This is a genomic window from Pseudomonas putida, assembly GCA_041071465.1.
Lineage (GTDB): Bacteria > Pseudomonadota > Gammaproteobacteria > Pseudomonadales > Pseudomonadaceae > Aquipseudomonas > Aquipseudomonas putida_P.
Genome location: CP163498.1, coordinates 4,768,347 through 4,791,169 on the forward strand (window position 1 = coordinate 4,768,347; position 22,823 = coordinate 4,791,169).

Genomic DNA, 22,823 nt, shown 5'->3' on the forward strand with positions numbered 1-22,823 from the left:
CGCGGCCTGACGATCTGACGCGGTCGCTGTAGGAGCGGCCTTGTGTCGCGAAAGGGCTGCAAAGCAGCCCCAGAATTTCAGCGGTGGTGCACAAGTTGCTGGGGCCGCGTGGCGGCCCTTTCGCGACACAGGGCCGCTCCTACACCGACCGCGTCAACCAGCACCAAGGCCGCGAGTCATCCGGCGCAGGTGTACGCCGCAGCCAGGCGGGGCGACAGGTGAATGCCGGCAATCATGCAGCGCACCGAGCCGCCGGCCATCTCGATGGTCGGCACGTCCAGTGGCACCAGCCGCGCCGAGCGTTCGATGCGTTGGCGTTGCTCGGCGTTCAGGCTGTCGAAGGCCTTGCGTGACAGCGCCAGAATGCGCCCGTCACGCCCGGACAGTTCGATGGCATTGCCGGCAAACTGGCTGATTTGCTGGTTGCTCAGGTCGATCACATCGCGCCCCGATTCAATCAGGCGCATGCGCACTTCCTCGGCTCGCGCCTTGTTGGTGAAGGTGCCGAAGCCTACCAGGGCAAACTCGGTCGCCACGCACATCAGCACATTGGTGTGGTAGATCGGCGTGCCTTGTTCATCGGCCGTGTCGAACACCATCGGTTCAAAGTTGAAGTGTGTGCTGAAACGTTCGAGAGCAATCGGGTCGGCGCGGTTGGAACGCGCGGTGTAGGCCACCCGTGACAGGTGGTCGAACACCATGGCGCCGGTCCCTTCGAGGAACAGTTCGTCCTGCTCCAGCCCTGAATAGTCGATGACATCCTGTACGCGGTACTCATGCTTGAGCATTTCGATCACATCGGTGCGCCGCTCGCGGCGGCGGTTGCGCGAGTACATCGAGTAGATCGCGATGTGCCCTCCGGGGTGGGTGGAGAACCAGTTGTTGGGGAATACCGAGTCAGGGGTATTGAGTTCGCCGAAGTCATCGAACAGGTGTACCCGTACGCCTTCGGCCTCAAGGCGACCGACGGCCTGGGTGACTTCATCACGTGCCACCTCGGCCAGCGCTTGTGCGGCGAGGCTCGGGTGGCTGCGTTGAAACGAGTTGTCGGCTGCGGTCTCTGGGTTGGGGGTGAAGGCATGTGGCCGGACCATGACCACGGCTGCAGGTGCTTGAATCGAACGCGTTGGAAATGCCATGTGGGAATACCGGGTTGGGAGCAGGGTCAGGCAACGCGTCGGATGCGGCTTTTGCCCGCGCGGCCGCGGGTATGGCTGAACAGGTCTTTCGGGTCGTCTTCTACCCATGGCACCAGGTCGATCTTCGCGCCCATGGCGCGCTTTTCAGCTTGCTGTAGTACGTACCGTAGTACGGTGTAGTCTTCCAGGGCGAAGCCCACCGAATCGAACACGGTGACTTGGCTGACGCTTTGGCGGCCCTCGCTTTCACCGCGCAGCACGCGCCACAAATCGATCACCGGGAAGTCTGCCGGCAACTGCTGGATGTCACCTTCGACACGGGTTTGCGGTTCGTACTCGACGAACACTCGGGCCTTGCGCAGTACATCGGCGTGCAGCTCGGTCTTGCCTGGGCAGTCACCACCCACAGCGTTCAGGTGCATGCCGGGTTCGAGCATGTCGGGGGTGATGATGGTGGCGTAGGCCTTGTCGGCGGTCACCGTGGTGATGATGTCCACGCCTTTCACCGCTTCGGCCACCGAGCCGGCCCGGCGGATGGTCAGGCCACTGTATTCCTTGAGGTTGGCGATCAGCTTGGCGGTGGCCAGCGGGTCGGTGTCGTAGGCTACGATTTCTTCGATGCCCAGGTGCTTGTGGAAGGCCAGTGCCTGGAACTCGCTTTGTGCGCCGTTGCCAATCAACGCCATCTTGCGCGAGTTGGGCCGGGCCAGTGCCTGGGCTGCCATCAGCGAAGTCGCAGCGGTGCGCAGGGCGGTGGCGATGGTCAGCTCGGACAGCAGCACCGGGTAACCGGTGTCGACATCGGCCAGCACGCCGAAGGCCATGACCGTATGCAGGTCGCGGGCCGTGTTGGCCGGGTGGCCGTTGACGTATTTGAAGGCATAGCGGCTGTTGTCGGCGACCGGCATCAGTTCAATTACACCCACTTCCGAATGGCTGGCAACTCGCGCAGACTTGTCAAACTCCTGCCAGCGTTTGAAGTCTTCGCGAATGGCTGCCGCCAGTTCACCAATGAAGGGCGCTACGCCAATGTCATGTACCAAGTCCGACATGGTTGGAACATCAATGAAATACGTCATGCTCTTGCACCTTGTTATTGCGCGGTCACCCCTGTACTTCCGGGTACACGCTTGAGATTGTTGAAGTGGCGTGAACATTTTGATGAAAGGTTGCGTCAATCGGAAGAATGCAGGTTGCCAGTTTTGTCAACTTTCTAGACAATCTGCCACCCCAAAGTAGCAATCTGATTATTTGGCAGGCCTATGGACACTATTGATCGGGAACTGATTGCACTGTTGCGGGACAATGCACGCACCCCCGTGCTGACCCTGGCAAAGAAGCTCAAGGTGGCACGGGCAACCGTGCAAAACCGTATTACCCGGCTCGAAGAGCAGGGCGTGATCATCGGCTACACGGTACGCCTGCGCTCCGATGCGCTGGAGCAGGGCGTGCGCGCAATCACCAGCATCGGTATCAGCGGCCACCACGCCGCAGAGGTCAAGCACGCGCTGCGCGGGCACCCCAACGTGGTGGCCATCCATACCACCAATGGCCGCTGGGACCTGATGGCCGAACTGCGCGCCGACACCCTCGAGGCCTTCGACCGGGCGTTGAACACCATTCGCTCGATACCACACATCGAAAACACCGAGACCAGCATTCTGCTTTCGACCTACAAGATGTGACTGCCGGGTCAAGCCTTCTGGCAGGTGCATTGTGCAAACTGTCACCCGGGCTTTTCACACTGCACAAAATCCCGATGGTGGTGTGCATTCTGTAGCGTTCCGCTTGACCGGGGCCGCTGGCAGAATGAAACGGCTTTCGCGGGACTGTATCGGACGCGCCACTTGGGTGCGTTTCAATAAAACAAATACACCCGCTGCGAAGTTGCACCGGGCACTGTTTTTTCATCTGAGTTAATACCCACGTTTCGACTGACTTGAATGGCGAGAACCTGCACTTTAGTACCAATTAAATGGTGCGGCGCGGGGCGGCGGGGTTTTACAAAAAAAGAATAAGAGGTCAACTATGCAACCAACGTGCAACGCGCAAAGCGCAGTTCCAGAAGAAAGCCGTGTGCTCAAACGGCGGCTGGAAAACCGGCACATACAGCTCATTTCCATCAGTGGTGCGATTGGTACCGGCCTGTTCATGGGTTCGGGCAAGATCATTGCGCTGTCTGGCACCTCGATCATCCTCGTCTACGCCATCATCGGTTTTTTCGTGTTCTGCATCATGCGCGCCATGGGCGAGATGCTGCTGGCCAACCTGCAGATGGAATCGTTCGCCGACCTGGTGCACAACTACCTGGGCCCACGGGCCGGTTACATTCTCAGCTGGTCGTACTGGCTCAGCTGGGTCGTGGCAGCGGTGGGTGACGTGGTGGTGGTCGCGGGGTTCGTGCAGTACTGGTACCCCGATGTGCCCACCTGGCTACCGGCCTTCGGTACCATGTTCCTGCTGCTGGGGCTGAACATGCTGGCGGTGAAGGCCTTTGGCGAAGTGGAGTTCTGGTTTGGCCTGATCAAGATCGTCGCCATCGTGCTGTTGGTGGTGACCGGCCTGGTAATGGTCGCGACCTCCTACACTTCGCCGGCAGGGGTAACCGCCTCGTTCAGCCACCTGGTAGCACCGGGCGTGGTCATGCCACATGGCATCCTGGGCTTTCTCGCCGGGTTTCAGATCGCCATCTTCTCCTTTGTCGGCACCGAGCTGATCGGCACCGCAGCGGCGGAGGCCAAAGACCCGGAGAAGACCCTGCCCAAGGCAATCAACACCATCCCCGTGCGCATCCTGTTGTTCTACATCTGTTCGCTGGTGTGCATCATCAGTGTGGTCTCCTGGGCCAATGTGCCGGCCAACCGCAGCCCATTCGTTGAACTGTTCCTGCTTGGCGGGTTGCCCGCAGCCGCTGGCATCATCAACTTCGTGGTGCTGACGTCGGCTGCGTCGTCGGCCAACAGCGGTGTCTACTCGGGCTCGCGGATGCTCTACGGCCTGTCACATCAGCAGCAGGCGCCTGTGGCGTTCGGGCGGCTGTCCGGCTCGGGTACGCCCGTGCGGGCGCTGGTGTTCTCGGGGGTGTGCATGGCGATTGCCTTGACGCTGCTGTTCGTGATTCCAGAAGTGATGACCGTGTTTACCCTGGTGTCGACCATCTCCGCAGTGATGATCATCGTTACCTGGTCACTGATCCTGCTGTCCTACTTCGCTTACCGTCGGCAGAATCCGCAGGCCCATGAGCGGTCCAGGTTCAAGCTGCCAGGTGGCAAGGCCACCGCTGCGCTGGCGCAGCTGTTCCTGATCTTCGTGCTGTGCCTGCTGGCCCTGGAACCGGACACCCGCACGGCGTTGTACGTGATGCCGTTGTGGTACGCGGGCCTGCTGCTGTCCTACCGGCGCCGGGCCAAGGCATGTATGCGGCCACAGGCAGCTACCGCCGCCTAGCGTTCGCGGCCGTAAAGCGCAGGGCTGCCCACACCTCAAGGCTGGCGCTCAGCCACCGCCCGCAACGTACGCAACGTCACCACTGGCGCATCCACCACGAACCGATTGGCAAGCCAGCCCGGCACGTCCCCGGCCGGGTCGGCTTGCAACTGATACGTCACTTCGGTTTCGCGCTCACCCAGCGGCTTCATCCGCCACTCGCCGCTCAGGTGCTGCACGCGGATCAGCCCGTCCACCTTGGGGATCCTGTCGGGCTCGGCACTCAGGTGCCGCAGCAGGGTGCCGTCGTCCAGGCGTTCGCTGGTCACCTTCAGCACGATGTCCCGCGGCATCGTCGGCCAGGGCAGGTTGGTGGTCAGGTACACCCAGGTATTGGCGCCGTCCACGTCCAGCAAACGCATCTGGTCACAGGCGTACAGCCATTTGCAGGCTACGCGCAGGTTCTCTTGCAGGTCGGTAAGGGTACGTACGCTGGCTTTCATGGTGCTCACGCCACGAAATTGCTGGTAGGGCGAATCCGCTGCGGCGCTCAGGTACACGCGAATGCCTTCGCGATCGTAGGCCAGGTTCCAGTCATCGGCAGCCAGGGCAGAGGTGCACAGCAGCAGGGCGGCGAGCAGCAGGCAGCGGTTCATGGCTGGTACCGCGCGAGGGATGGGTGTTTGAGTATGCGCGGCAAACAGAAAGCCCGCCAGGTTGGCGGGCTTGCGGGCATCAGCCTGGGCTTAGCGCTTAGGGTTCAGTGTCAGGTGTACGTGACGGTTCACGTCCTTGTACAGCAAGTAGCTGAAGTTGCCTGGGCCGCCGGCGTAGCAGGCTTGCGGGCAGAAGGCGCGCAGCCACATGAAGTCGCCAGCTTCCACTTCGACCCAGTCCTGGTTCAGGCGATACACCGCCTTGCCTTCCAGCACGTACAGGCCGTGTTCCATCACGTGGGTTTCAGCGAACGGGATCACGCCGCCCGGCTGGAAGGTGACGATGTTCACGTGCATGTCGTGGCGCATGTCGGCCATGTCGACGAAACGGGTGGTTTTCCAGCGGCCTTCGGTGCCCGGCATCTCGATGACGGTGGCGTTGTCACGGTGGGTGACGAAGGATTCTGGTACGTCCAGGCCTTCAACTTTCTGGTAGTGCTTGCGCAGCCAGTGGAAGGTGACGTTGGACTTGCTGTTGTTGCGCAGGCTCCATTCGGCGCCCGGGGCCAGGAAGGCGTAGCCGCCTGGTACCAGGGTGTGGTGCTTGCCTTCGACGGTGATGTCCAGTTCGCCCTCTACGATGAACACCACGGCTTCCGCGTTCGGGTCCAGCTCAGGGCGCTCGCTGCCGCCTTCCGGGGCCAGCTCGACGATGTACTGGGAGAAGGTTTCGGCAAAGCCGGTCAGCGGGCGGGCGATGACCCACATGCGCATCTTGTCCCAGAACGGCAGGTGGCTGGTGACGATGTCACGCATCACGCCTTTAGGGATGACAGCGTAGGCTTCGGTGAACATGGCACGGTCAGTCAGCAGCTCGGTTTGAGCCGGGTGCCCACCGTGGGGGGCGAAGTACGAATGGTTCGACATGGACGATCTCGACTTGTTGTTCTCTCCCCGTGCCTTGAACCGCACCGGCCGGTGCGGCGCAGGGGATGTGGCGACAGAATAGGGTCGAGCGCGCGCCATCCACAAATTAAATGTTGGAATACCCGGTATTTGGTTGCTGAATGTCTACCTGACGCCCAACATGCTGTTCCGGTAACTGGTCGCCTTGGCCGAACAGTTTGTGGCGCAAGGTACCTTCGGTGTAGTTCAGCGGGTAGCGGCCGCGGCGCTGCAGCTCGGGCACCAATAGCTCGACCACATTGGCCAGGTCGTCCGGTTGCACGGCGTACGTCAGGTTGAAACCATCGATGCCGGTCTGGTCCAGCCAGCTTTCCAGCTGGTCGGCCACCTCGCTGGCGGCACCCACCAACACCGGGCCTCGGCCCCCCAGGCCAACGAACTCGGCGGCCTCGCGTACGGTCCAGCGGCGGCCAGGGTCGGCTGCCGTAAAGGCCGCCAAGGCAGCGCGGCCAGCGTCGTTTTCGACGTATTCGATCGGCGCGTCGGGGTCGAGGCCCGCAAAGTCGATACCGGTCCAGCCCGACAACAGTGCCAGGGCGGCGTCCAGGTCGACATAGCGCCGGTATTCGGCGAAGCGAGCCTCGGCTTGCTCCCTCGTGGGGGCGACGATCAATAGCGCCTGGGCGTATATCAGCACTTCGTCACGGCCACGCCCAGCTGCCTCGCTGGCCTGGCGAATGCCGTCGGCGTAGCGGCGCAACACCGTGGGCGTTGGGCCGCTGATGAACACGCATTCGGCATGCCGTGCGGCAAACTGCTGGCCGCGTGCCGAAGCCCCGGCCTGGAACAGCACCGGCGTGCGCTGCGGCGACGGCTGGCACAGGTGCATGCCGGGCACCTGAAAATGCTCGCCCACATGGTTGATGGGGTGTACCCGCGAGGGTTCGATATAGCGCCCACTGTCGCGTTCCAGCAGCACGGCATCGTCGTCCCAGCTTTTTTCCCACAGTTTGTACAACACCTGCAGGTATTCCTCGGCCAGGTCGTAGCGTTGGTCGTGGCCCAGTTGACGCGCCAGGCCCAGGTTGCGGGCGGCGCTGTCCAGGTAGCCGGTGACGATGTTCCAGCCGACCCGGCCATTGCTCAGGTGATCGAGCGTGGACATGCGCCGGGCGAAGGGGTAAGGGTGCTCGTAGGTCAACGAGAAGGTGACACCGAAACCCAGGTGTTCGGTAACGCCGGCCATCGCCGGCACCAGCAGTAGCGGGTCGTTGACCGGCACCTGCACGCCGCCGCGCAGGGCGGCTTCAGGGCCGCCCTGGTAAACGTCGTAGATGCCCAGCACATCGGCAATGAAGAGTGCGTCGAACAGGCCCCGTTCAAGCAGGCGGGCCAGGTCGGTCCAGTAGTTCAGGCGGTTGAACGCCACGCTGGTGTTGCGTGGGTGGCGCCACAGGCCGGGGGATTGGTGGCTGGCAGCGTTCATGCTGAAGGCGTTGAAGCGGATCGGGCGAGGCATGGTCGGCGCGCTCCGCTCAAGGCAACACGGAAGCCGGGTAGACCGCATCGGCCACCTGCAGCTTGCGTGGAATCAGGCCTAGGCCCTGGAAGGTATCGGCCAGCTTCTGTTGTTCGGCAACGATCTGCGGGGTAATGGCCACGGCGTTGTAGTTGCGCCGTTCGCTGGCCACTTCCAACACGTTGGCGCTGATACCCAGCTGCGGAGCCAGCAGCGCGGCGACTTCGGCTGGCTTGGCGTTGGCCCACTGGCTGACCTTGCCCAGTTCGGTAAAGAAGGTCTTCAGCAGCGCACGGTGCTGGTCGGCATAGCTGGCGGTGGACAGGTAGAAGGTGCGGTTGTTGGACAGGCCGCTGCCGTCGCGCAGGTTTTTCAGCCCTGGTTGGCTTTCTGCGGCGGCGAGGAACGGGTCCCACAGGGTCACCGCCTGGACACTGCCCGATTGCAGCGCGGCCACGGCATCGGCGGCATTGTTGACGTAGGCGGGGGTGATGTCCTGATAGCTGAGGCCCGCTTGTTCCAGCGCGACGGCCAGCAGGTACTGGGCATTCCAGCCACGGCCGGTAGCCACGCGCTTGCCTTTGAGGTCCTGCACGCTGGCCAGGTGGTCCTGCTCGCGCACCACCAGGCCGATGCCGCGTGGATACGGTTGTTCGGCAGCCAGGTACACCACCGGCTTGCCTGCGGCTTGGGCGAATACCGACGGGGCGTCGGCAGCGTGGCCGAGGTCGATGGCGCCAGTGCTCAGCGCTTCGAGCAACTGCGGGCCGGCGGCAAACTCGTGCCAGCTCACGTTCACGCCTTGCGGTGCCAGGGCCTTCTCCAGCGCGCCGCTGCCTTTGAGGATGTTGATGCTGTTGAACTTCTGGTAACCGATGCGCAGGGTCTTGGCGTCATCGGCAATGGCTTCGGACCAGGGCAGCAAGGCGCTGGCGACACTGGCCAGCAATCCGCCGATCAGCAGACGGCGTAGGGGAGAGAAGGTGCGGGCGGGCATGGGCATAGTTCCTTGAATCGGCTGAGAGGCGATGCATCCAGACTAAGGAGCCGGCGTTAGGCTTTCAATTTATATATTCCAGTTTGTTAGATTGTTTTGTTATTTTTATATCCTTTTGTTTTGTAACTGTACGGTGGGTTTCGACATTTTTTTCACATTCGCTTGCTAGGATCCCCAGCAATCCCGAGGAGCCCTACATGCCGCACATCCTGCGCAAGCGCAGCACCCGCATCGCCTTGACTGCCACCACTGGCCTGCTCGTGGCCACCCTGGGCTTCTTCGCCTGGCAAAGTTTCTACCCGGTTCAGGCCGCTTCCGGTTGGGATGTCGAGGTGTTGCATCGCGACGTGACCAAGGCCGCCTCGTTGCTGCCACAAGCCGATGGCAGCTTGCTGGTCAGCCGTGAGCTGGACGACGGCCGGGGCAGCATCCTCAAGATCACCGCTAGCGGTGATCGCGTGGTGGTGATCGACAACCTGTCCAAGCCTGATGGCATGGTGGCGGCGCAGGGCGGTTGGGTGTTCAGCCAGGAAGGTGGTCAGGCTCCCGTCAGCCTGTCTCGCGATGGCCAGGTAACCCACCTGTTCGATGGCGAGAGCGTGCAAGGCCTGTGGAACGACGGCGACCATCTGTTCGCTATCGAAGACCGCAAGGGCAACGGCCGCCTGATGCGCTATGACTGGAACAGCGGCCAGCTCGATGTGCTGCGTTCCGGCCTGACCGAAACCGAAGGCCTTACCCGTTGCAGTGATGGCCGCCTGCTGTATACCGAAAAGGCCAATGGCAAGGTCCGCGCCCTGTCCGACGATGGCCGCGACCCAGTAGTGGTCGACGGCCTGCGTAACCCTACGTTCTTGTACTGTGACCAACGTGGCCTGTGGATCAGCGAGGACAACACGCACCGCGCGCGCTTGTTGCTCATCGACGCTGACGGCGTCCAGCACACCATGCTGACCTTCCTCAAGGCGCCGCAGTCGATCGTGGCAGACGGCAAGGGCGGCTACTTGCTCGCCGAGGGCGGGCGCAATCGCGTGCTGCACCTGACCCCGCCACCGACGCGCGACACCGCCCAGCGCGACTGACCCCGCACTAGCTGGGCAGCCGCTGCTTGCGCCTTGGCAGCAGGCCCAGCACCAGCATGCAGCCAAGCAGAATTATCAGGCCACCTGCTGCCTGCAACAGGCTGAGGGCTTCATCGAGAAACAGCGCGCCGACCAATACCGCTACCAGCGTGACCACGAACTCCACGCTGATGGCGCGGGTCGCGCCGATGCGGGCTACCAGGCCAAAATACAGTACATAGGTGGTAGCGCTCATCACTGCGCCGCTAATCAGCAGGTAAAGCCAATCGCCCGCCTGTGGCACGCTGGGCACCGGTACTACCAGCAGCAGCGGCAGGGTCAGCAGCCCGCCAGCCAGGAACGCGCCGCCGGTGACTGTCCACGGGTCCTGGCCGCGCAGGTGCAGGCTGGCGTAATCGCTGCCGTAGGCGGCGCTGATGGCGCCTAGCAGCGAAGCGATGCAGCCGTGGATGAAATCGTCATCTACAGGGCGGGCCGGAAAACCGACCAGTATGACGATGCCGACAATACCCAGCAGCAGCCCGGCCAGGCCTTGCGGGGTGATTTTCTCCAGCCCCCACACCCGCCCGATCAGCATAGAAAACAGCGGAATGGTGGCGACAAAAATGGCCGCCATGGCCGTACCAATACGTGGGGTGGCGTATGACATGCCGATCAGTTGCCCGGCCACCGTGGTCGCGCCCACCACCAGCAAGGGTACCAGCAGCGAGCGCAGGCGCAGCCTGCGGCCCAACAGGGCGGCAAGGGTCGCCAGGGTGCCGCTGGCAATCAGTGCCCGTAGGCTGACCGCGCCCACCCAGCCAAAGGCATGCACCACCTTGAGCAGCACCAGGAAAGAAAAGCCCCAGGCGATGGCCAGGAACAGGTAGGCGGCGAGGTCGCGCGGGTGCATGAGGCAGGGTCCATCCACGGCAAGGGCAGGCAGGCTAGCGGGTTGCGGGGCGCGATATCAAGGCCCGCCAGCCACAATGCGTTATGGCTACCCGACCAACAGCGTGCTTCCCTGCGTGGCCGCGCTCGCGGATAATCCCCCCACATTCCAATAAATAGCCTGTGAGTGGGTATGAGTGATTCCGTAGTCAGTCTCGGCCAGCCTGAAACCGAAGGGGGGCGCAAAACGCGCAAGAACAACCCCGAGAAAACCCGCGAGGACATCCTCCAGGCCGCCATCAACGAGTTCGTCCAGCAAGGGCTGGCCGGCGCACGCGTGGACGCCATCGCCGAGCGTACCGCTACCTCCAAGCGCATGATCTACTACTACTTCGGCAGCAAGGAGCAGCTGTACTGCGAGTGCCTGGTGAAGCTGTACGGGGATATTCGCAAGACCGAGCAGAGCCTGGACCTGGAGTCGTTACCGGCTGAGCAGGCGATACGCCGGCTGGTGGAGTTCACCTTCGATCACCACGACCGCAATGTCGATTTCGTGCGCATCATCTGCACCGAAAACATCCACTACGGGGAATACGTCAAGCAGTCGCCGGCCATTCGCGAAATGAGCAGCCTGGTGCTCGAAGCCTTGGGCAACACCCTGCATCGTGGCGTGCAGGAAGGCGTGTTCCGCACCGGCATCGAGGTTATCGACCTGCACATGCTGATGAGCTCGTTCTGTTTCTATCGGGTGTCGAACCGCCACACCTTTGGCGAGATCTTCCAGATCGATCTGTCTGATGACCAGGTCAAGCAGCGCCACAAGGCCATGATCTGTGACGCCGTATTGCGGTACATCCGCGCCTGAACGCCGCTCACTCGCCCAGCCGCTGCTCACGTGACGGCGGGTAACCAAAGTACGCCGCATAGCACTTGCTGAAGTGCGACACCGAAACAAAGCCGCAGGCCACTGCCACGTCCATCACCGACAGGTCGGAGTACTGCAGCAGGCGGCGGCTTTTGGTGATGCGCAGTTCCATGTAGTAACGCCGTGGCGACGTGCCAAGCTGGGCCTGGAACAGCCGGTCGATCTGCCGCCGCGAGCGCCCGCTGTAGGCCGCCAGTTGGTCGAGGCTGAGGGTTTCCTCAAGGTTGTTTTCCATGAGTTCGACGATGGTACGCAGGTGCAGGCTCATGGACTTCTTCGCCCCCGGGCCAACCTGGCGGTAGCGCGCACCGGAGAACGACAGGATTTCCTCCACGCCTTCGGCCAGGCCGTCACCATACAGCCGGCGCACCAGGCCCAGCATCAGCTCCATGGCGCCGTTGGGGCTGGCGGCGCTCAGGCGATCGCGGTCGAGGGTGAAGCTTGCCGGGGTAATACGTGTTTGCGGGCTGCGTTCGGACAGGCTGGCGCGCTGTTCGGGGTGGATGCTGCAGCCATAGTCGTCCAGCACCCCGGCGCGGCCAAGAAACCAGGCACCGTTCCACAAGCCGCCCAGGGCCATGCCGTGGGTGGCGCAGTCGTCCAGCAGGCGGTCGAGTTCCGGGTACTTCAGCGGTGTGCGCAAGCCGCCACAGATCACCAACAGGTCCAGCTCCCGCAACGCTTCGGCGGACAGCTCGGTGGCCACCAGTTCCAGCCCCAGGTCGCTGAGCACGCGGTCGCCGTCCAGCGACAGCGGGGTGAACTGGAAGCTGTCGGCGCGCAACAGGTTGGCTGTGACCAGCACGTCCATGGCCACGGTGAAACTGGCCATCGAGAAGTGTTCGAGCAGGACGAAGTCGACCCGATAGGGAGCCTGGGCACTGGCGCTGCTGGTTTTGAGCCGCAGCATGTTGCTGGTGCTGGTCTTCTTGCTGAACTGGCGTGGCGTGGGCACTCTGGACTCCGCTTCCTGGCTGGCCCGCAGAGTGTGGACGGTGCCCGGAGGAAAGACAATCTCCCCGGTGGCTGTGTCGCATTGCAGGTCGTGTTCAGGCAACCGGTCTAGCCTGGCGCAGTGGTTGCAACTGCGTGAGGGCCCTTGAGGCGGGAAAATCAATCTGAACCCTCAGCGCTTGCAGCAACCCAATCCATAACATGCCAATTGGGAGAGCGCTCATGGAAATCGGTACGATCTGGCTCATCATCGCGGCCCTGGTCATCCTGCTGGAGATCTGGGCCATCTGGCACATCATCGGCAGTGAGCGGCGCGCCGAACGCAAGATGCTGTGGATTGTGTTCGTGGTCTACGCACCATTCCCCGGGTTGCTGTTCTGGGCCTGGCGCGGGCCGCGGGCGGTGAAAGGCAGGGCGGTACTGCAGGAGAAATGACGGTACTCGGCATCAGGCGCGGGGGCGCCTGATGCCGTCGAGGTTCATCTGGGCAGGATGTCGAAGCGTACGGCCGGGCCCAACCCGTCCACCATCAGGCAGCCGTAGAATTCTACGGTGGACAGAACGCGCAACTGTTTGAGCGCGTCATGGATGTAATCGTGAAGCAGCTTCTCAGCTTCCCGCTTGCGGTCTGCGACAGTGGCGCTTTTGAGGGTGATGACCCCGAGCAAAGTGGTTTCGATATGCTCGACGGTGTCCAGGCCGAGCTTCACGCGCAGGTGCAGGCGCGCTTGCGCGGCGTCGGCTTCATCGTGGGCAGCGTTGTGCGGTTTGATGGTATAGGCCAGCTGAAAATCATACTTGCTCATGAGCATTTCCTTGTTATGGACAGGCCTCCATGCCGGGTCCTGCAATCTACTACCGGGCCGCCAGTGCGCAAACAGACGCGTGGTTCAAGCAGCACATTGCCTTGTGCGAAACGTCCTACTCTGTGCTTGACCTCGAGTTAACTCAAGGTCTGATACTGCGCCACTCTTTCAACCAAGCGAGGGCGTGTCGTGACCCCATCAAGTGCATTCCAGCTAAGCAACCCCGAAGGCCTGTACGACCCCAGTGGCAACGCCTATTCCCATGTCGCCGAAGTGCGCGCCGACAGCCGTCTGCTGTTCATCGCCGGCCAGGGTGGAGAGGACAGCAACGGCCAGTTGTCGCCATTGTTCGCCGAACAGGCCCGCCAGGCACTGGCCAACCTGGAGCTGGCCCTGGCGTCGAAAGGTGCCAGCCTGGCGCAGGTGTTCAAGTTGACCCTGCTGATTGTCGAGCATTCCGAAGCGCGCCTGCGCCAATGGGTGGCCGAGGCCGACAAGGCCTGGGGCCCGCACATGAAACCGACCTGCACGCTGATACCGGTGCCCCGGCTGGCGCTGGATGCCATGTTGGTCGAGATCGAGGCCGTAGCTGTGCTGTAGCGCCGGGCGATTCACCGGTGGCGCCCAGGAATCACTTTGTTGTATATCGGTGCTGGCCCTTTCAGCATTGCCGCCATGACAACAATGTTTACTCAGAGGTGACCACACCATGAGCACCGGCACCACCACGCTTGCCCACCGCAAGGCCAGGGCCTGGCTTTGGCCTGCACTGTTCAGCCTGGTGGCTTTCGCTGCCAACTCGGTGTTTTGCCGGCTGGCGCTGAAAGACGGGGCCATCGACCCGGCATCCTTCACCGTGGTGCGCCTGACCAGTGGTGCGTTGTTTCTGTTGTTGCTGATCCGCCTGCGCAGGCCGGCGCAGGCCATGGGTGGCAGTTGGCGGGGCGGCCTGGCCCTGTTCCTGTACGCGTTCCTGTTTTCTGCGGCGTATCTGCAATTGGGGGCAGGCGCGGGCGCATTGTTGCTGTTCGGTGCAGTGCAGATCACCATGTTCGGCTTTGCCTGGTACAAGGGTGAACACATCACGGTGCGCATGCTGCTGGGCATGCTGATCGCCTTTGCCGGCCTGCTGGTGCTTCTTTTGCCCGGTGCCTCGGCGCCGCCGTTGGCCAGTGCCTTGCTGATGGCCTTGTCCGGCGTGGCCTGGGCGTGTATACGCTGCTGGGCAAAGGCTCGCCCAGGCCGCTGGCCGACACCGCCGGCAATTTTTCTCGCAGCCTGCCTTGCCTGGTGCTGCTGCTACCGATGCTGTTGCTGAGCGCCGGCCCGCACCTTACGCCACTTGGCTTGTTGTATGCCCTGGGCTCCGGTGTGCTGGCTTCTGGCGCCGGCTACGCCGTTTGGTATGGCGTGGTCAGGCAGGTCAGCGCGCAACAGGCGGCGACCCTGCAGCTTAGCGTGCCGGTGATTGCCGCACTGGGTGGGGTCGCCCTGATCGGTGAGCCGTTGTCGTTGCGCTTGCTGATCGCCTGCGTGGTGGTCCTGGGCGGTATTGCCCTGGCGCTGGCACCGCGTCGTTAAAAGAAGCTGCGCTGCGCCTTGAGGGTGACCATGCTGTCGCAATAGGTGTTGATGCCCGAGTACGCATCACAGCCGCCGCCACTGAGGCTGGAGTTGCTGTAGATCAAGTTGAGGTCAATGCCTAGCCAGGGCCGCGACAGCTCCAACGACCAATCGGAAAAGGCATTCACCTGGCTGCCATCGCCAATGGTAAAGGGCGTGCCCAGGCGGTGGTGGGCGAGCTTGACGGTGAAGTCTGCGTCGAACAATGGCAGTTGGCCGAAGTCGGCGAACAACGTGCCAGTGCGGTTGTCGGGGTTGTCACGCAGCGCCCCGCCGAAGCGGCTGCCCAGCACCGAGATACCCCCGTACAGGGCGTAACTGTCGGGGCCTGCGATGTTTGGCTGACTATAATGGATCAACCCCACTTCGTAGCCCAGGCTGCTGTCAAACTGATGCTTGTAGCCCAGGTAGCTGTCCAGACGCAGGGTCGAATTGGGGGTGACGCCCATGCTTGGGGCGTACTGGCCCAGGTACCAGCCACTGGTGTGGCTGAAATCGAGGCCACCGTGGAATGCGCCGACGGCGCTGGGTGAGATAAGCCCTTGCGCCATGCTGCGCGAAGGCGTGGTGCCGAGTGTGAAGTCGAAATCGCCCAGTTGGCGTTTCATCTGCTGGGCCAGCAACACGGGGCTGAAAAGCACTGCAGCACTCAGCAACAGAAGGGGCCTGATCATGGTCTCCGTCCTGGAAGGCTTGCGGTTGAGCGGTAGAGGATACCTGCGCAGGGGGAGGGATGGAACCGTTGGCTGGCCTGTTCAGCCTTTGGTCGAGCGGTCAGCGTCAGCGGCTTCGGTCATCACAGGCAGGTTGTCGGCTCGCTGGATCATCCGGCGTTGCCGCTCATATTCGTCCAGGGACAGGCTGCGGCGCTGCAGTGCCTCCAGCTGCAGCTGGCGGGTTTCTTCTGCCGTGTACGGGCGCTGTTCAGGGTGGCTGGCACACCCGCTGCTGATGGCGATGGCAAGCACGGCAAGGGCGGCGGACAGCAGGCGAGCCAGGATAATCATCAGGTAGCTCCAGGGAATGGGGTCGTGGGCGGCGGGTCGATAGCGCTAGGTTATGTGGCCACGGCGTTCGGTAGAAATTGCCATTCTCGATAGTGACTATCGATGGTTCCTGAGGGGCCGGGAGGGCGTGATGGGGCAAGGCGAACAACCGCGTAAATGGGGTGTGCTGGAGCCAATCGACCGGATTACCGAAGTCATCTTTGGCCTGCTGATGGCTATGACCTTCATCGGCTCGCTCAGCGTGGCCACGGCAGGGCGCGAAGACGCTCGGCTGATGCTGGTCGCTGCGCTTGGCTGCAACCTGGCCTGGGGCCTGGCCGATGCGGTCATCTACCTGATGCGCACCTGGACCGAGCGCACCCGCGCACGTACTTTGCTGGCGCGCCTGCAGGCCGCTGAGGATGGCCAGGGGCGCAGGCTGATTGCTGATGCACTGCCAGAACGCATCGGCCTGGCACTGGATGACGAAGGGTTGGAGGTGCTACGTCGCCAGATGCAACGTGATGCCGCCCGCCCGATGCCGGCGCGCCTGTGCCTGGATGATTTCAAGGCTGCGCTGGGGACATTCCTGCTGGTGGTGCTGGCGACGTTCCCGTTGGTTATCCCATTCCTGCTGATCGACACCACTGGCACAGCCATCCGCGTATCGAACTTGGTTGCCTTGGCCATGTTGTACCTGGCGGGCTGGCTGCTGGCGCGCTATTCCGGTGGCCGCACCCAGTTGACCGGCGTGGTGCTGGTGGCTGTCGGAACGTCACTGATCCTGGCGATCATTGCCCTGGGCGGTTGAGCAACGCCCGGTCAGTATTTGATGTCACGGGCACGTTCGCGGCCTTGCTGTTTGGTGTGGCGTTTGTCCTGTCGGCAACCGGCGTTGCTCCTCTGGTCGGCGTGGCGGCAGTCTTGTTTGGTCTGGCGCGCATCCTGCCGAGTTTCCTGGCGTACATCACGGGCTTCACGCCGACGCTCGGCGCGGTCGGTGGCAGCCCAGGCCGTACTGCACAGTGCCGCCAACATGATGACGACGATGAAGCGGGACGTGTTCACCGAGATGGGCTCCTGTCTTGTCCTCTTTTGCTGGCCTGTACCGGCCTCTTCGCGGGCAAGCCCGCGAAAGGCCGGTACAGGTCTATTACAGATGCCATCCACGCCACCCTATAGATTCAAAGGCAGCAACCACGCCCACCCTTAGAGCACGAAAAGTTTGCACCCTCGCATCTGGCCAAACCCACCGCCATTGCTACCCTTATTCCACGCGGTCTGACCTCATGGGGATTAGCGATGCGCACGCTATTGTTTGCTGTCCTGTCGGCACTCTTGTGCCTGACCGCCGCGCCCGGCCTGGCGCTGGCTGAAGACGTACCCGCACCGGACCCTGCGCCCCCGGGCGCCGCGGCCGCAGCCAAGGACCCAGTCTTCAGCCAGGAACAACTCGATCAGATGACCGCGCCCATCGCGCTGTACCCCGATCCGCTGTTGGCCCAGGTTTTGATGGCATCGACCTACCCAGGGCAGATCAGTGAAGCGGTGACCTGGTCCAAGGCCAACCCCAAGGCCACCGGCGACGAGGCGGTCAAGCAAGTAGCCAAGCAGCCCTGGGACCCGAGCGTACAAGCCTTGGTGGCATTCCCGCAGGTGCTGGCGACCCTTGGCCAGGACCCGGTCTGGGTACAGCGCCTGGGTGATGCCTTCCTCGCCCAGCCCGACGATGTCATGGGCAGCGTGCAGCGTTTGCGTCACCAGGCGCAGGCTGCCGGCAACCTGCAAAGCAACCAGTACCAGAATGTGACCGTGCAAACCACCACGGCCCCTGCAGCGGCCCCTGCACCCGCACCCGCTTCCGGCGGCACCCAGGTGGTCACCGCCAGCGCGCCGCCCACCACCATCGTCATCGAGCCGGCCGACCCACAAGTGGTGTACGTCCCCAGCTACAACCCGACCACCACCTATGGCACCTGGGCCTACCCGGCCTCACCGCCGGTGTACTACCCACCACCACCGATGTACTACCCCGGCTCCGCACTGGTGGCAGGCCTGGCCTTCGGTACTGGCGTTGCGATCGTCGCCTCGTTGTGGGGCGACTGTGACTGGGGTAACAATGACATCGACATCGACGTCAACCGCTACAACAACAATCAACGGCAACAATCGCATCACCAACAACCAGAACAAATGGCAGCACAATGCCGTCAACCGTGACGGTGTGCCTTACCGCGACGCGCGCAGCCGTCAGCAGTACGGCCGCCAGTTGGACGGTGCCACCCAGCGCAGCGCATTTCGCGGTGATGACGCACAACGTGCCCAGGCGCGTGACAAGGCGCGTGCCTCCATGGACCGAGCGGGTATCGAACGCCCAGCCACCAGCAACATTCAGGCACGCCAACAAATGCGTGAAGCGAAGTCGGGCAATGCATTGGGCAACCGTGTACAGCCCCGTGGCGACAATCCGAGGGTTGCCGACCGTCAACAGCAGGCACGCAACACTCAGGGCCGGCAGCAGAACAACCAGATGGATCAACGCCGGCAAGGGCAAGCGCGGCAAGTCGGTCAGAATCGTCCTGTGAATACCGCAGGGCGTGCCCGTAACAACGCCTTCGATGGCGTACGCTCGCCATCGCGCACCAATGCGCAGGCCAACCGTGGTCGCACCAGCCAGGCGTTTGCCCAGCGGCCCAGTGCATCGCGTGCAGCCGGGCACCAGATCTCTCGGCCCAGTGCACCCGCTCGTCGTGGCGGAGGAGGTCGTCGATGAAACGTCCAGCACTGGCGGCAATGCTGCTTACAGTGGGCTTGGCCTGCGCATCCCTGGCCGCTGCCCAGGACGCTTTCCCGACCCCAGAGAAAGCCGTTGAATCCTTTGTCGCGGCGCTGGGCACGGAGAAAGCTGATGAGGCCCGGCTGACCCAGTTGCTGGGCGACGACTGGCGCACCTACATCCCGCGCGGCGGAGTGCAACGCAGCGACGTGGACACCTTTCTGGAGCAGTACCGTGCGCAGCACAGTATCGACATGGCAGGCGAGGGCAAGGCCATCCTGGCGGTGGGCAGCGATCACTGGACCTTGCCCATTCCGTTGACCAAAAGCAGCCAAGGCTGGCGCTTCGACCTCAAGGCCGGCAGCGCCGAAATCCGCGCCCGGCGCATCGGTCGCAACGAGCTCGGCGTGCTGCAGTCGCTGCTGGCCTATCACGATGCGCAAATGGACTACGCGACCCAGGACCATAACGGCAACGGTGCGCTGGAGTACGCACAGAAAATCTTCAGCGAGCCCGGCAAGCATGACGGTTTGTACTGGGATGACGACGGCGATGGCCAGGTCAGCCCGCTGGGGCCGCTGTTCGGCCAGGATGTGATCGGTGATGACTGGTATGGCTATCACTTCCGCATCCTCGACGCACAAGGCCCATCCGCCCCTGGCGGCGCCTACAGCTACCTTATCGGCAACCAGATGAGCCGTGGCTTCGCCATGGTCGCCTGGCCGGCCAAGTACGACGACACCGGGGTGATGAGCTTCATGATCAGCCATGACGGCCAGGTGTTCGAGAAAGACCTCGGGCCGCACGGTGACAGGCTGGCCAAGGAGATGAAACGCTTCGACCCGGATGACAGCTGGAAGGTGGTGGATGTGCCGGCGGGGGATTGATCCTGTTCCTGCAGCACGTAGCCATAATCGCGAGGCTGGCGCAACGGGTCGGTGTGCATCGTAGGAATCTTCGCTTTCGGCTCAATGGGTGCCTGCAGCCCGCACCTCCCGCGCCGTGCACCCATACTGCTGGCGAAACGCGCGGGTGAACTGCGCCTGGTCGGTAAAGCCCCAGCGCAATGCCAGTTCGCCGATGGCCAGGTGGCAATGCGGGTCACGCAATTGCCGGTACACGGCCTCCAGGCGTAGCTGGCGTATCCACTCACTCAGGGTGTAGGGCGTGATCACGAACAGCTTGTGCAGGTAGCGCAGCGACAGCCCGCAGGCACTTGCAATGGTTTGCGGCGACAGCTCGGGGTCGCTCAGGTGTTGCTGCACATACTGTTCCACCCGCGTCAGGTGCAGGGTGCTGAGGTTGCTGCCTTCGCTACCCAGCACTCGCTCGTCCTGTTGCAGGGCCAGCAGCAAGGTGGCCGAAGCCTGTTCCAGCAGCAGATGCCGGGCCGCGATGGGGCTAGCGTCGAAGTGGCGGGCGCACAGGTCCAACTGTTCGACAAAAATGCGCCCCAAGCCCTGGCGGGCATCGAAACAATGCCGGGTATAGCGCCTGTGCCCCAGCAGGTTGGCCTTGAGTGCACGCTCGGGCAGTTTGAGCACCCACAGGTCATTCAGCGTGCCGTAATGGAAGCGGTAAGGCGCATCGCCGCGCTCGACGATGAAGCCACCTGGGCGGCAGCTGATCTGATGACCGTCCTGTTCGAAGTGCACCTCGCTGCGATGCGGCACGGTCACCAGGTAGAACGCTTCTTGGTCCTGGCCGATGTGCGCCTTGCTGCGCGAGTAGCCCAGCTGGCTGGAACGCAGGCGCGACAGGCTGAGTGGGGTACTTGGCGTGCTCCAGCGCTGCAAGTGGCCATCGAACGGTTGTTCGGCGGCAAACTCCAGGCTCAGCGGGAAATAGGTGTCACTGATGGCTTCGGCCCAGCGCGCCTGGCGTTCGGGCTGTGGCCAGCCGAGGGTCGAGAGTTCTGTGGGCATGGTGGGTCCTTTTTCAAAGAGGGCAGCATTGAAAAAAGGAACTGCAGGCAAGCTACTCAAGCAGCTCTTGTTATTGTGCAAAACGCCTGGCAGCGCAAAGCTGCCAGGCGGTTATCAGGCCCATGATCGGCGCGCGCCGGCCTTCAGATCAAGCCCCGCGTGTCACCCGGTAGGTCGCCGAAGGCTCCAGCCGTGCCTGCCAGCCAGGCGGCAGCACGATGTTGGTGGTGTCTTCCTCGATCACGCAGGGACCATGCACGGTCTGCCCGGGCAGCAGGTGGTTGCCATTGAACACCGGTGTGGGCTGCCATTGGCCGTCGGCGCTGAACAGCATCGGACGCACGCTTTGCGCCTGCGCCGCGGGTGGCTCGGCCGGGCCCTGCAGCTCGGGTTGCGGCGGGCGTGGCAGGTGGCCGATCACCGAGCACTCCAGGTTCACCAGCTCCACCGGGCTTTCAGGCTCGCTGTACGAATACAGGGTTTGGTGGCGGCTGTGGAAGCGGCTGATCAGGGCGGCCAGGCCTGTGTCATCCAAGGCATGCTGTTCCAGCTCCACGCTGCATTCATGGATCTGCCCCAGGTAGCGCATTTCCAAGGTGTAGTGGCAGCTGCTGGCCTGGTCGCCAAAGCCGTCTTCGCGCAGGTTGGCCAGGCCTTGCTGACGCAGCTCGGCAAGGGCCTGGTTGAGCTGCACCAGGTCCACGTGCCCGCAGTCCAGGCGCATCGACAGGCTGGTGAGCTGGTCGTAGCGCACGTCGGAAAGGATCTGGCCGAACGCGCACAGGCCCGACGCCACCTTGGGGATCAGCACGGTGTGCATGCCGATTTCCTCGGCCAGGCGTACCACGTGCATGCCCGCCGCACCGCCTGCGCCGATCAGGGCGAAGTCGCGCGGGTCGTGGCCGCGCTCGATCGACACCCGGCGGATGCCGTTGACCATGTTCAAGTTGACCAGGGTGGTGATGCCGAATGCGGCGCGTTCCACGCTGATACCCAGTGGTTCGGCTATCTTGCTGCGGATAGCGTCCAGCGCGGCCTGGCGGTTCAGGCGAATGCTGCCACCCAGCAGCGCGCCGTCTGGCAGGTAGCCCAAGGCCAGGTTGGCGTCGGTGACCGTGGGTTCGCAGCCACCTTTGCCGTAGCACACGGGCCCAGGCATGGCGCCGGCGCTGCGCGGGCCCACCTGGAGCATGCCGAACTCGTCCAGATGAGCGATGGAGCCGCCGCCGGCGCCCAGGGTCTCCACTTGAATCATCGGCACGCCGATGCGCTGGCGCAGAAAGTCCACGTCCTTGCTGAAATTGGTGCGCCCGGCGTTGGTCAGGGTGATGTCGAACGAAGTGCCGCCCATGTCCACGGTAATGACGTTGTCGATACCGAACGGCTTCGCCACCGCCAGCCCGGCTTGTGGCGCCGAGGCCGGGCCGGAGTTGATCGCATTGACAGCGCGCTCACGCATCAGGTACCCAGGCGCCAGGCCACCGTTGGACTGGAAGTAGCGCACCGGCTGCTGTGCGCCAAGTTCCTGGAACAGGTTGTCGATGCGCGCCACGTAGCGTGCCATTACCGGGCTGAGGTAGGCGTTGACCACGGTGGTGGAGGTGCGGGTGTACTCGCGAATCTGCGGGAACACCTCGCAGCCGGTGCAGACGAACACGTCGGGCAGGGCGGCCCGTACGAGCTCGGCGGCCCGCTGCTCGTGGCTGGGGTTGCGCACCGACCACAGGAAGGAAATGGCCACGGCCTGCACGCCTTCGGCCCGGAAGTAATCGATGGCCGCATGGACAGCGGCTTCGTCGAGGGGGCTGTGCTCACGGCCATCGCCAAGGATACGGCCGCCAATTGGGCGGCGCAGGTGGCGTGGGGCAAGCATGTGTGCCGGCGGGTAATGGGCGTCGTAGCGGTGGCCTTCTTCCTTGTGGCCCAGGCGGATTTCCAGGCTGTCCTCGTGCCCCTCGGTGCACAGCAGGCCCACCTTGACCCCGGTGCGCTCGATCAGCGCGTTGAGGGCCACGGTGGTGCCGTTGATGCACAGGTCACAGTTGGCGATGAGTTCGGCCGGGCTGCGCCCGGTGGCGTCGGCGATCTGTGCCAGGCCGGCGCGAATGGCCAGGGTGCCGTCTTGCGGCGTGGAAGGGGCCTTGAACAGCTGCACGCCGCCGTCGCGGTCGGCCAGGATGAAATCGGTGAACGTGCCGCCGGCGTCGATGCCCAGGCGATATTGGTTACGCAT

The 22,823-nt window shown here is 63.2% G+C and carries 22 protein-coding genes and 2 pseudogenes; 10 read left to right on the top strand and 14 right to left on the bottom strand.

What is annotated here, in order from left to right:
• Positions 1-176: 176 nt before the first annotated feature.
• Both ctlX and AB5975_22015 read right to left on the bottom strand, forming a co-directional pair.
• A complete protein-coding gene (gene ctlX / locus AB5975_22010) occupies positions 177-1,139 on the bottom strand; it encodes a citrulline utilization hydrolase CtlX (protein XDR19200.1) in 963 nt (320 codons plus the stop codon).
• A 26-nt stretch (positions 1,140-1,165) separates the two neighbouring features.
• Positions 1,166-2,218: an ornithine cyclodeaminase gene (locus AB5975_22015; GenBank protein XDR19201.1), complete on the bottom strand. Its 1,053-nt coding sequence runs from the start codon at positions 2,216-2,218 to the stop codon at positions 1,166-1,168.
• Positions 2,219-2,401: 183 nt separating this feature from the next.
• On the opposite strand from AB5975_22015, the gene AB5975_22020 reads away from it, so the two are divergent.
• Positions 2,402-2,824, top strand: coding sequence for an Lrp/AsnC family transcriptional regulator (locus AB5975_22020; protein ID XDR19202.1), 423 nt, complete (start codon positions 2,402-2,404; stop codon positions 2,822-2,824).
• A 343-nt stretch (positions 2,825-3,167) separates the two neighbouring features.
• Positions 3,168-4,586 (top strand): amino acid permease, encoded by a 1,419-nt coding sequence (locus tag AB5975_22025; protein XDR19203.1) that lies wholly within the window; start codon positions 3,168-3,170, stop codon positions 4,584-4,586.
• A gap of 35 nt (positions 4,587-4,621) precedes the next feature.
• Here AB5975_22025 and AB5975_22030 read toward each other — a convergent pair whose 3' ends face one another.
• From AB5975_22030 to AB5975_22045, 4 genes are all read right to left on the bottom strand, one after another.
• On the bottom strand, positions 4,622-5,221 hold the full coding sequence (locus AB5975_22030) for an START domain-containing protein (GenBank protein XDR19204.1): 600 nt from the start codon (positions 5,219-5,221) through the stop codon (positions 4,622-4,624).
• Between the two features lie 90 nt (positions 5,222-5,311).
• Positions 5,312-6,148: a bifunctional allantoicase/(S)-ureidoglycine aminohydrolase gene (locus AB5975_22035; protein XDR19205.1), complete on the bottom strand. Its 837-nt coding sequence runs from the start codon at positions 6,146-6,148 to the stop codon at positions 5,312-5,314.
• Positions 6,149-6,254: 106 nt separating this feature from the next.
• Complete coding sequence (locus AB5975_22040; GenBank protein ID XDR19206.1) at positions 6,255-7,646, bottom strand: LLM class flavin-dependent oxidoreductase; 1,392 nt, start codon at positions 7,644-7,646, stop codon at positions 6,255-6,257.
• A 16-nt stretch (positions 7,647-7,662) separates the two neighbouring features.
• Complete coding sequence (locus tag AB5975_22045; protein ID XDR19207.1) at positions 7,663-8,643, bottom strand: aliphatic sulfonate ABC transporter substrate-binding protein; 981 nt, start codon at positions 8,641-8,643, stop codon at positions 7,663-7,665.
• Positions 8,644-8,840: 197 nt separating this feature from the next.
• Here AB5975_22045 and AB5975_22050 point away from each other — a divergent pair, with 197 nt between their 5' ends.
• Positions 8,841-9,725: a hypothetical protein gene (locus tag AB5975_22050; protein ID XDR19208.1), complete on the top strand. Its 885-nt coding sequence runs from the start codon at positions 8,841-8,843 to the stop codon at positions 9,723-9,725.
• A 7-nt stretch (positions 9,726-9,732) separates the two neighbouring features.
• On the opposite strand, the gene AB5975_22055 is transcribed toward AB5975_22050, so the two are convergent.
• Complete coding sequence (locus tag AB5975_22055; GenBank protein ID XDR19209.1) at positions 9,733-10,617, bottom strand: DMT family transporter; 885 nt, start codon at positions 10,615-10,617, stop codon at positions 9,733-9,735.
• Positions 10,618-10,788: 171 nt separating this feature from the next.
• On the opposite strand from AB5975_22055, the gene AB5975_22060 reads away from it, so the two are divergent.
• Positions 10,789-11,460, top strand: coding sequence for a TetR/AcrR family transcriptional regulator (locus AB5975_22060; protein XDR19210.1), 672 nt, complete (start codon positions 10,789-10,791; stop codon positions 11,458-11,460).
• 7 nt (positions 11,461-11,467) lie between these two features.
• On the opposite strand, the gene AB5975_22065 is transcribed toward AB5975_22060, so the two are convergent.
• Positions 11,468-12,475 (bottom strand): GlxA family transcriptional regulator, encoded by a 1,008-nt coding sequence (locus AB5975_22065; GenBank protein XDR19211.1) that lies wholly within the window; start codon positions 12,473-12,475, stop codon positions 11,468-11,470.
• A 221-nt stretch (positions 12,476-12,696) separates the two neighbouring features.
• Here AB5975_22065 and AB5975_22070 point away from each other — a divergent pair, with 221 nt between their 5' ends.
• Entirely contained in the window at positions 12,697-12,909 is a 213-nt protein-coding gene (locus AB5975_22070; protein XDR19212.1) for a PLDc N-terminal domain-containing protein, read from the top strand.
• Between the two features lie 44 nt (positions 12,910-12,953).
• Here the strand turns inward: AB5975_22070 and AB5975_22075 are convergent, their stop codons facing one another.
• Positions 12,954-13,280, bottom strand: a complete 327-nt coding sequence (locus tag AB5975_22075; protein ID XDR19213.1) for a hypothetical protein — start codon at positions 13,278-13,280, stop codon at positions 12,954-12,956.
• 189 nt (positions 13,281-13,469) lie between these two features.
• Here AB5975_22075 and AB5975_22080 point away from each other — a divergent pair, with 189 nt between their 5' ends.
• Positions 13,470-13,880 (top strand): RidA family protein, encoded by a 411-nt coding sequence (locus tag AB5975_22080; protein ID XDR19214.1) that lies wholly within the window; start codon positions 13,470-13,472, stop codon positions 13,878-13,880.
• Between the two features lie 109 nt (positions 13,881-13,989).
• Positions 13,990-14,861: pseudogene (locus tag AB5975_22085) on the top strand (DMT family transporter).
• Here the strand turns inward: AB5975_22085 and AB5975_22090 are convergent.
• The gene (locus AB5975_22090) at positions 14,858-15,577 is read right to left on the bottom strand and encodes a TorF family putative porin (GenBank protein ID XDR19215.1); all 720 of its coding nucleotides are present in this window, start codon (positions 15,575-15,577) and stop codon (positions 14,858-14,860) included. The pseudogene AB5975_22085 and the gene AB5975_22090 sit on opposite strands and share 4 nt — an antisense overlap.
• Before the next feature lie 81 nt (positions 15,578-15,658).
• Positions 15,659-15,910: a hypothetical protein gene (locus AB5975_22095; protein XDR19216.1), complete on the bottom strand. Its 252-nt coding sequence runs from the start codon at positions 15,908-15,910 to the stop codon at positions 15,659-15,661.
• A gap of 130 nt (positions 15,911-16,040) precedes the next feature.
• On the opposite strand from AB5975_22095, the gene AB5975_22100 reads away from it, so the two are divergent.
• A complete protein-coding gene (locus AB5975_22100; GenBank protein ID XDR19217.1) occupies positions 16,041-16,700 on the top strand; it encodes a hypothetical protein in 660 nt (219 codons plus the stop codon).
• Positions 16,701-16,711: 11 nt separating this feature from the next.
• Here the strand turns inward: AB5975_22100 and AB5975_22105 are convergent, their stop codons facing one another.
• A complete protein-coding gene (locus tag AB5975_22105) occupies positions 16,712-16,927 on the bottom strand; it encodes a hypothetical protein (GenBank protein ID XDR23010.1) in 216 nt (71 codons plus the stop codon).
• 264 nt (positions 16,928-17,191) lie between these two features.
• On the opposite strand from AB5975_22105, the pseudogene AB5975_22110 reads away from it, so the two are divergent.
• Both AB5975_22110 and AB5975_22115 read left to right on the top strand, forming a co-directional pair.
• Positions 17,192-18,662: pseudogene (locus AB5975_22110) on the top strand (DUF3300 domain-containing protein).
• Entirely contained in the window at positions 18,659-19,552 is an 894-nt protein-coding gene (locus AB5975_22115) for a DUF2950 domain-containing protein (protein ID XDR19218.1), read from the top strand. The pseudogene AB5975_22110 and the gene AB5975_22115 overlap by 4 nt, the downstream one beginning before the upstream one ends.
• Positions 19,553-19,633: 81 nt before the next feature.
• Here AB5975_22115 and AB5975_22120 read toward each other — a convergent pair whose 3' ends face one another.
• Positions 19,634-20,590, bottom strand: a complete 957-nt coding sequence (locus AB5975_22120) for a helix-turn-helix domain-containing protein (GenBank protein XDR19219.1) — start codon at positions 20,588-20,590, stop codon at positions 19,634-19,636.
• 148 nt (positions 20,591-20,738) lie between these two features.
• Positions 20,739-22,823: a hydantoinase/oxoprolinase family protein gene (locus tag AB5975_22125; GenBank protein ID XDR19220.1), complete on the bottom strand. Its 2,085-nt coding sequence runs from the start codon at positions 22,821-22,823 to the stop codon at positions 20,739-20,741.

What these genes read in the sequence shown, in the direction of transcription:
- AB5975_22115 (XDR19218.1), top strand. Translation starts at nt 18,659, where the DNA reads ATGAAACGTCCAGCACTGGCGGCAATGCTGCTTACAGTGGGCTTGGCC.
- AB5975_22055 (XDR19209.1), bottom strand. Translation starts at nt 10,617, where the DNA reads ATGCACCCGCGCGACCTCGCCGCCTACCTGTTCCTGGCCATCGCCTGG.
- AB5975_22100 (XDR19217.1), top strand. Translation starts at nt 16,041, where the DNA reads ATGGGGCAAGGCGAACAACCGCGTAAATGGGGTGTGCTGGAGCCAATC.
- AB5975_22075 (XDR19213.1), bottom strand. Translation starts at nt 13,280, where the DNA reads ATGAGCAAGTATGATTTTCAGCTGGCCTATACCATCAAACCGCACAAC.
- AB5975_22095 (XDR19216.1), bottom strand. Translation starts at nt 15,910, where the DNA reads ATGATTATCCTGGCTCGCCTGCTGTCCGCCGCCCTTGCCGTGCTTGCC.
- AB5975_22020 (XDR19202.1), top strand. Translation starts at nt 2,402, where the DNA reads ATGGACACTATTGATCGGGAACTGATTGCACTGTTGCGGGACAATGCA.
- AB5975_22070 (XDR19212.1), top strand. Translation starts at nt 12,697, where the DNA reads ATGGAAATCGGTACGATCTGGCTCATCATCGCGGCCCTGGTCATCCTG.
- AB5975_22090 (XDR19215.1), bottom strand. Translation starts at nt 15,577, where the DNA reads ATGATCAGGCCCCTTCTGTTGCTGAGTGCTGCAGTGCTTTTCAGCCCC.
- ctlX (XDR19200.1), bottom strand. Translation starts at nt 1,139, where the DNA reads ATGGCATTTCCAACGCGTTCGATTCAAGCACCTGCAGCCGTGGTCATG.
- AB5975_22025 (XDR19203.1), top strand. Translation starts at nt 3,168, where the DNA reads ATGCAACCAACGTGCAACGCGCAAAGCGCAGTTCCAGAAGAAAGCCGT.
- AB5975_22035 (XDR19205.1), bottom strand. Translation starts at nt 6,148, where the DNA reads ATGTCGAACCATTCGTACTTCGCCCCCCACGGTGGGCACCCGGCTCAA.
- AB5975_22015 (XDR19201.1), bottom strand. Translation starts at nt 2,218, where the DNA reads ATGACGTATTTCATTGATGTTCCAACCATGTCGGACTTGGTACATGAC.
- AB5975_22105 (XDR23010.1), bottom strand. Translation starts at nt 16,927, where the DNA reads ATGTTGGCGGCACTGTGCAGTACGGCCTGGGCTGCCACCGACCGCGCC.
- AB5975_22045 (XDR19207.1), bottom strand. Translation starts at nt 8,643, where the DNA reads ATGCCCGCCCGCACCTTCTCTCCCCTACGCCGTCTGCTGATCGGCGGA.
- AB5975_22125 (XDR19220.1), bottom strand. Translation starts at nt 22,823, where the DNA reads ATGCGTAACCAATATCGCCTGGGCATCGACGCCGGCGGCACGTTCACC.
- AB5975_22040 (XDR19206.1), bottom strand. Translation starts at nt 7,646, where the DNA reads ATGCCTCGCCCGATCCGCTTCAACGCCTTCAGCATGAACGCTGCCAGC.
- AB5975_22050 (XDR19208.1), top strand. Translation starts at nt 8,841, where the DNA reads ATGCCGCACATCCTGCGCAAGCGCAGCACCCGCATCGCCTTGACTGCC.
- AB5975_22060 (XDR19210.1), top strand. Translation starts at nt 10,789, where the DNA reads ATGAGTGATTCCGTAGTCAGTCTCGGCCAGCCTGAAACCGAAGGGGGG.
- AB5975_22120 (XDR19219.1), bottom strand. Translation starts at nt 20,590, where the DNA reads ATGCCCACAGAACTCTCGACCCTCGGCTGGCCACAGCCCGAACGCCAG.
- AB5975_22030 (XDR19204.1), bottom strand. Translation starts at nt 5,221, where the DNA reads ATGAACCGCTGCCTGCTGCTCGCCGCCCTGCTGCTGTGCACCTCTGCC.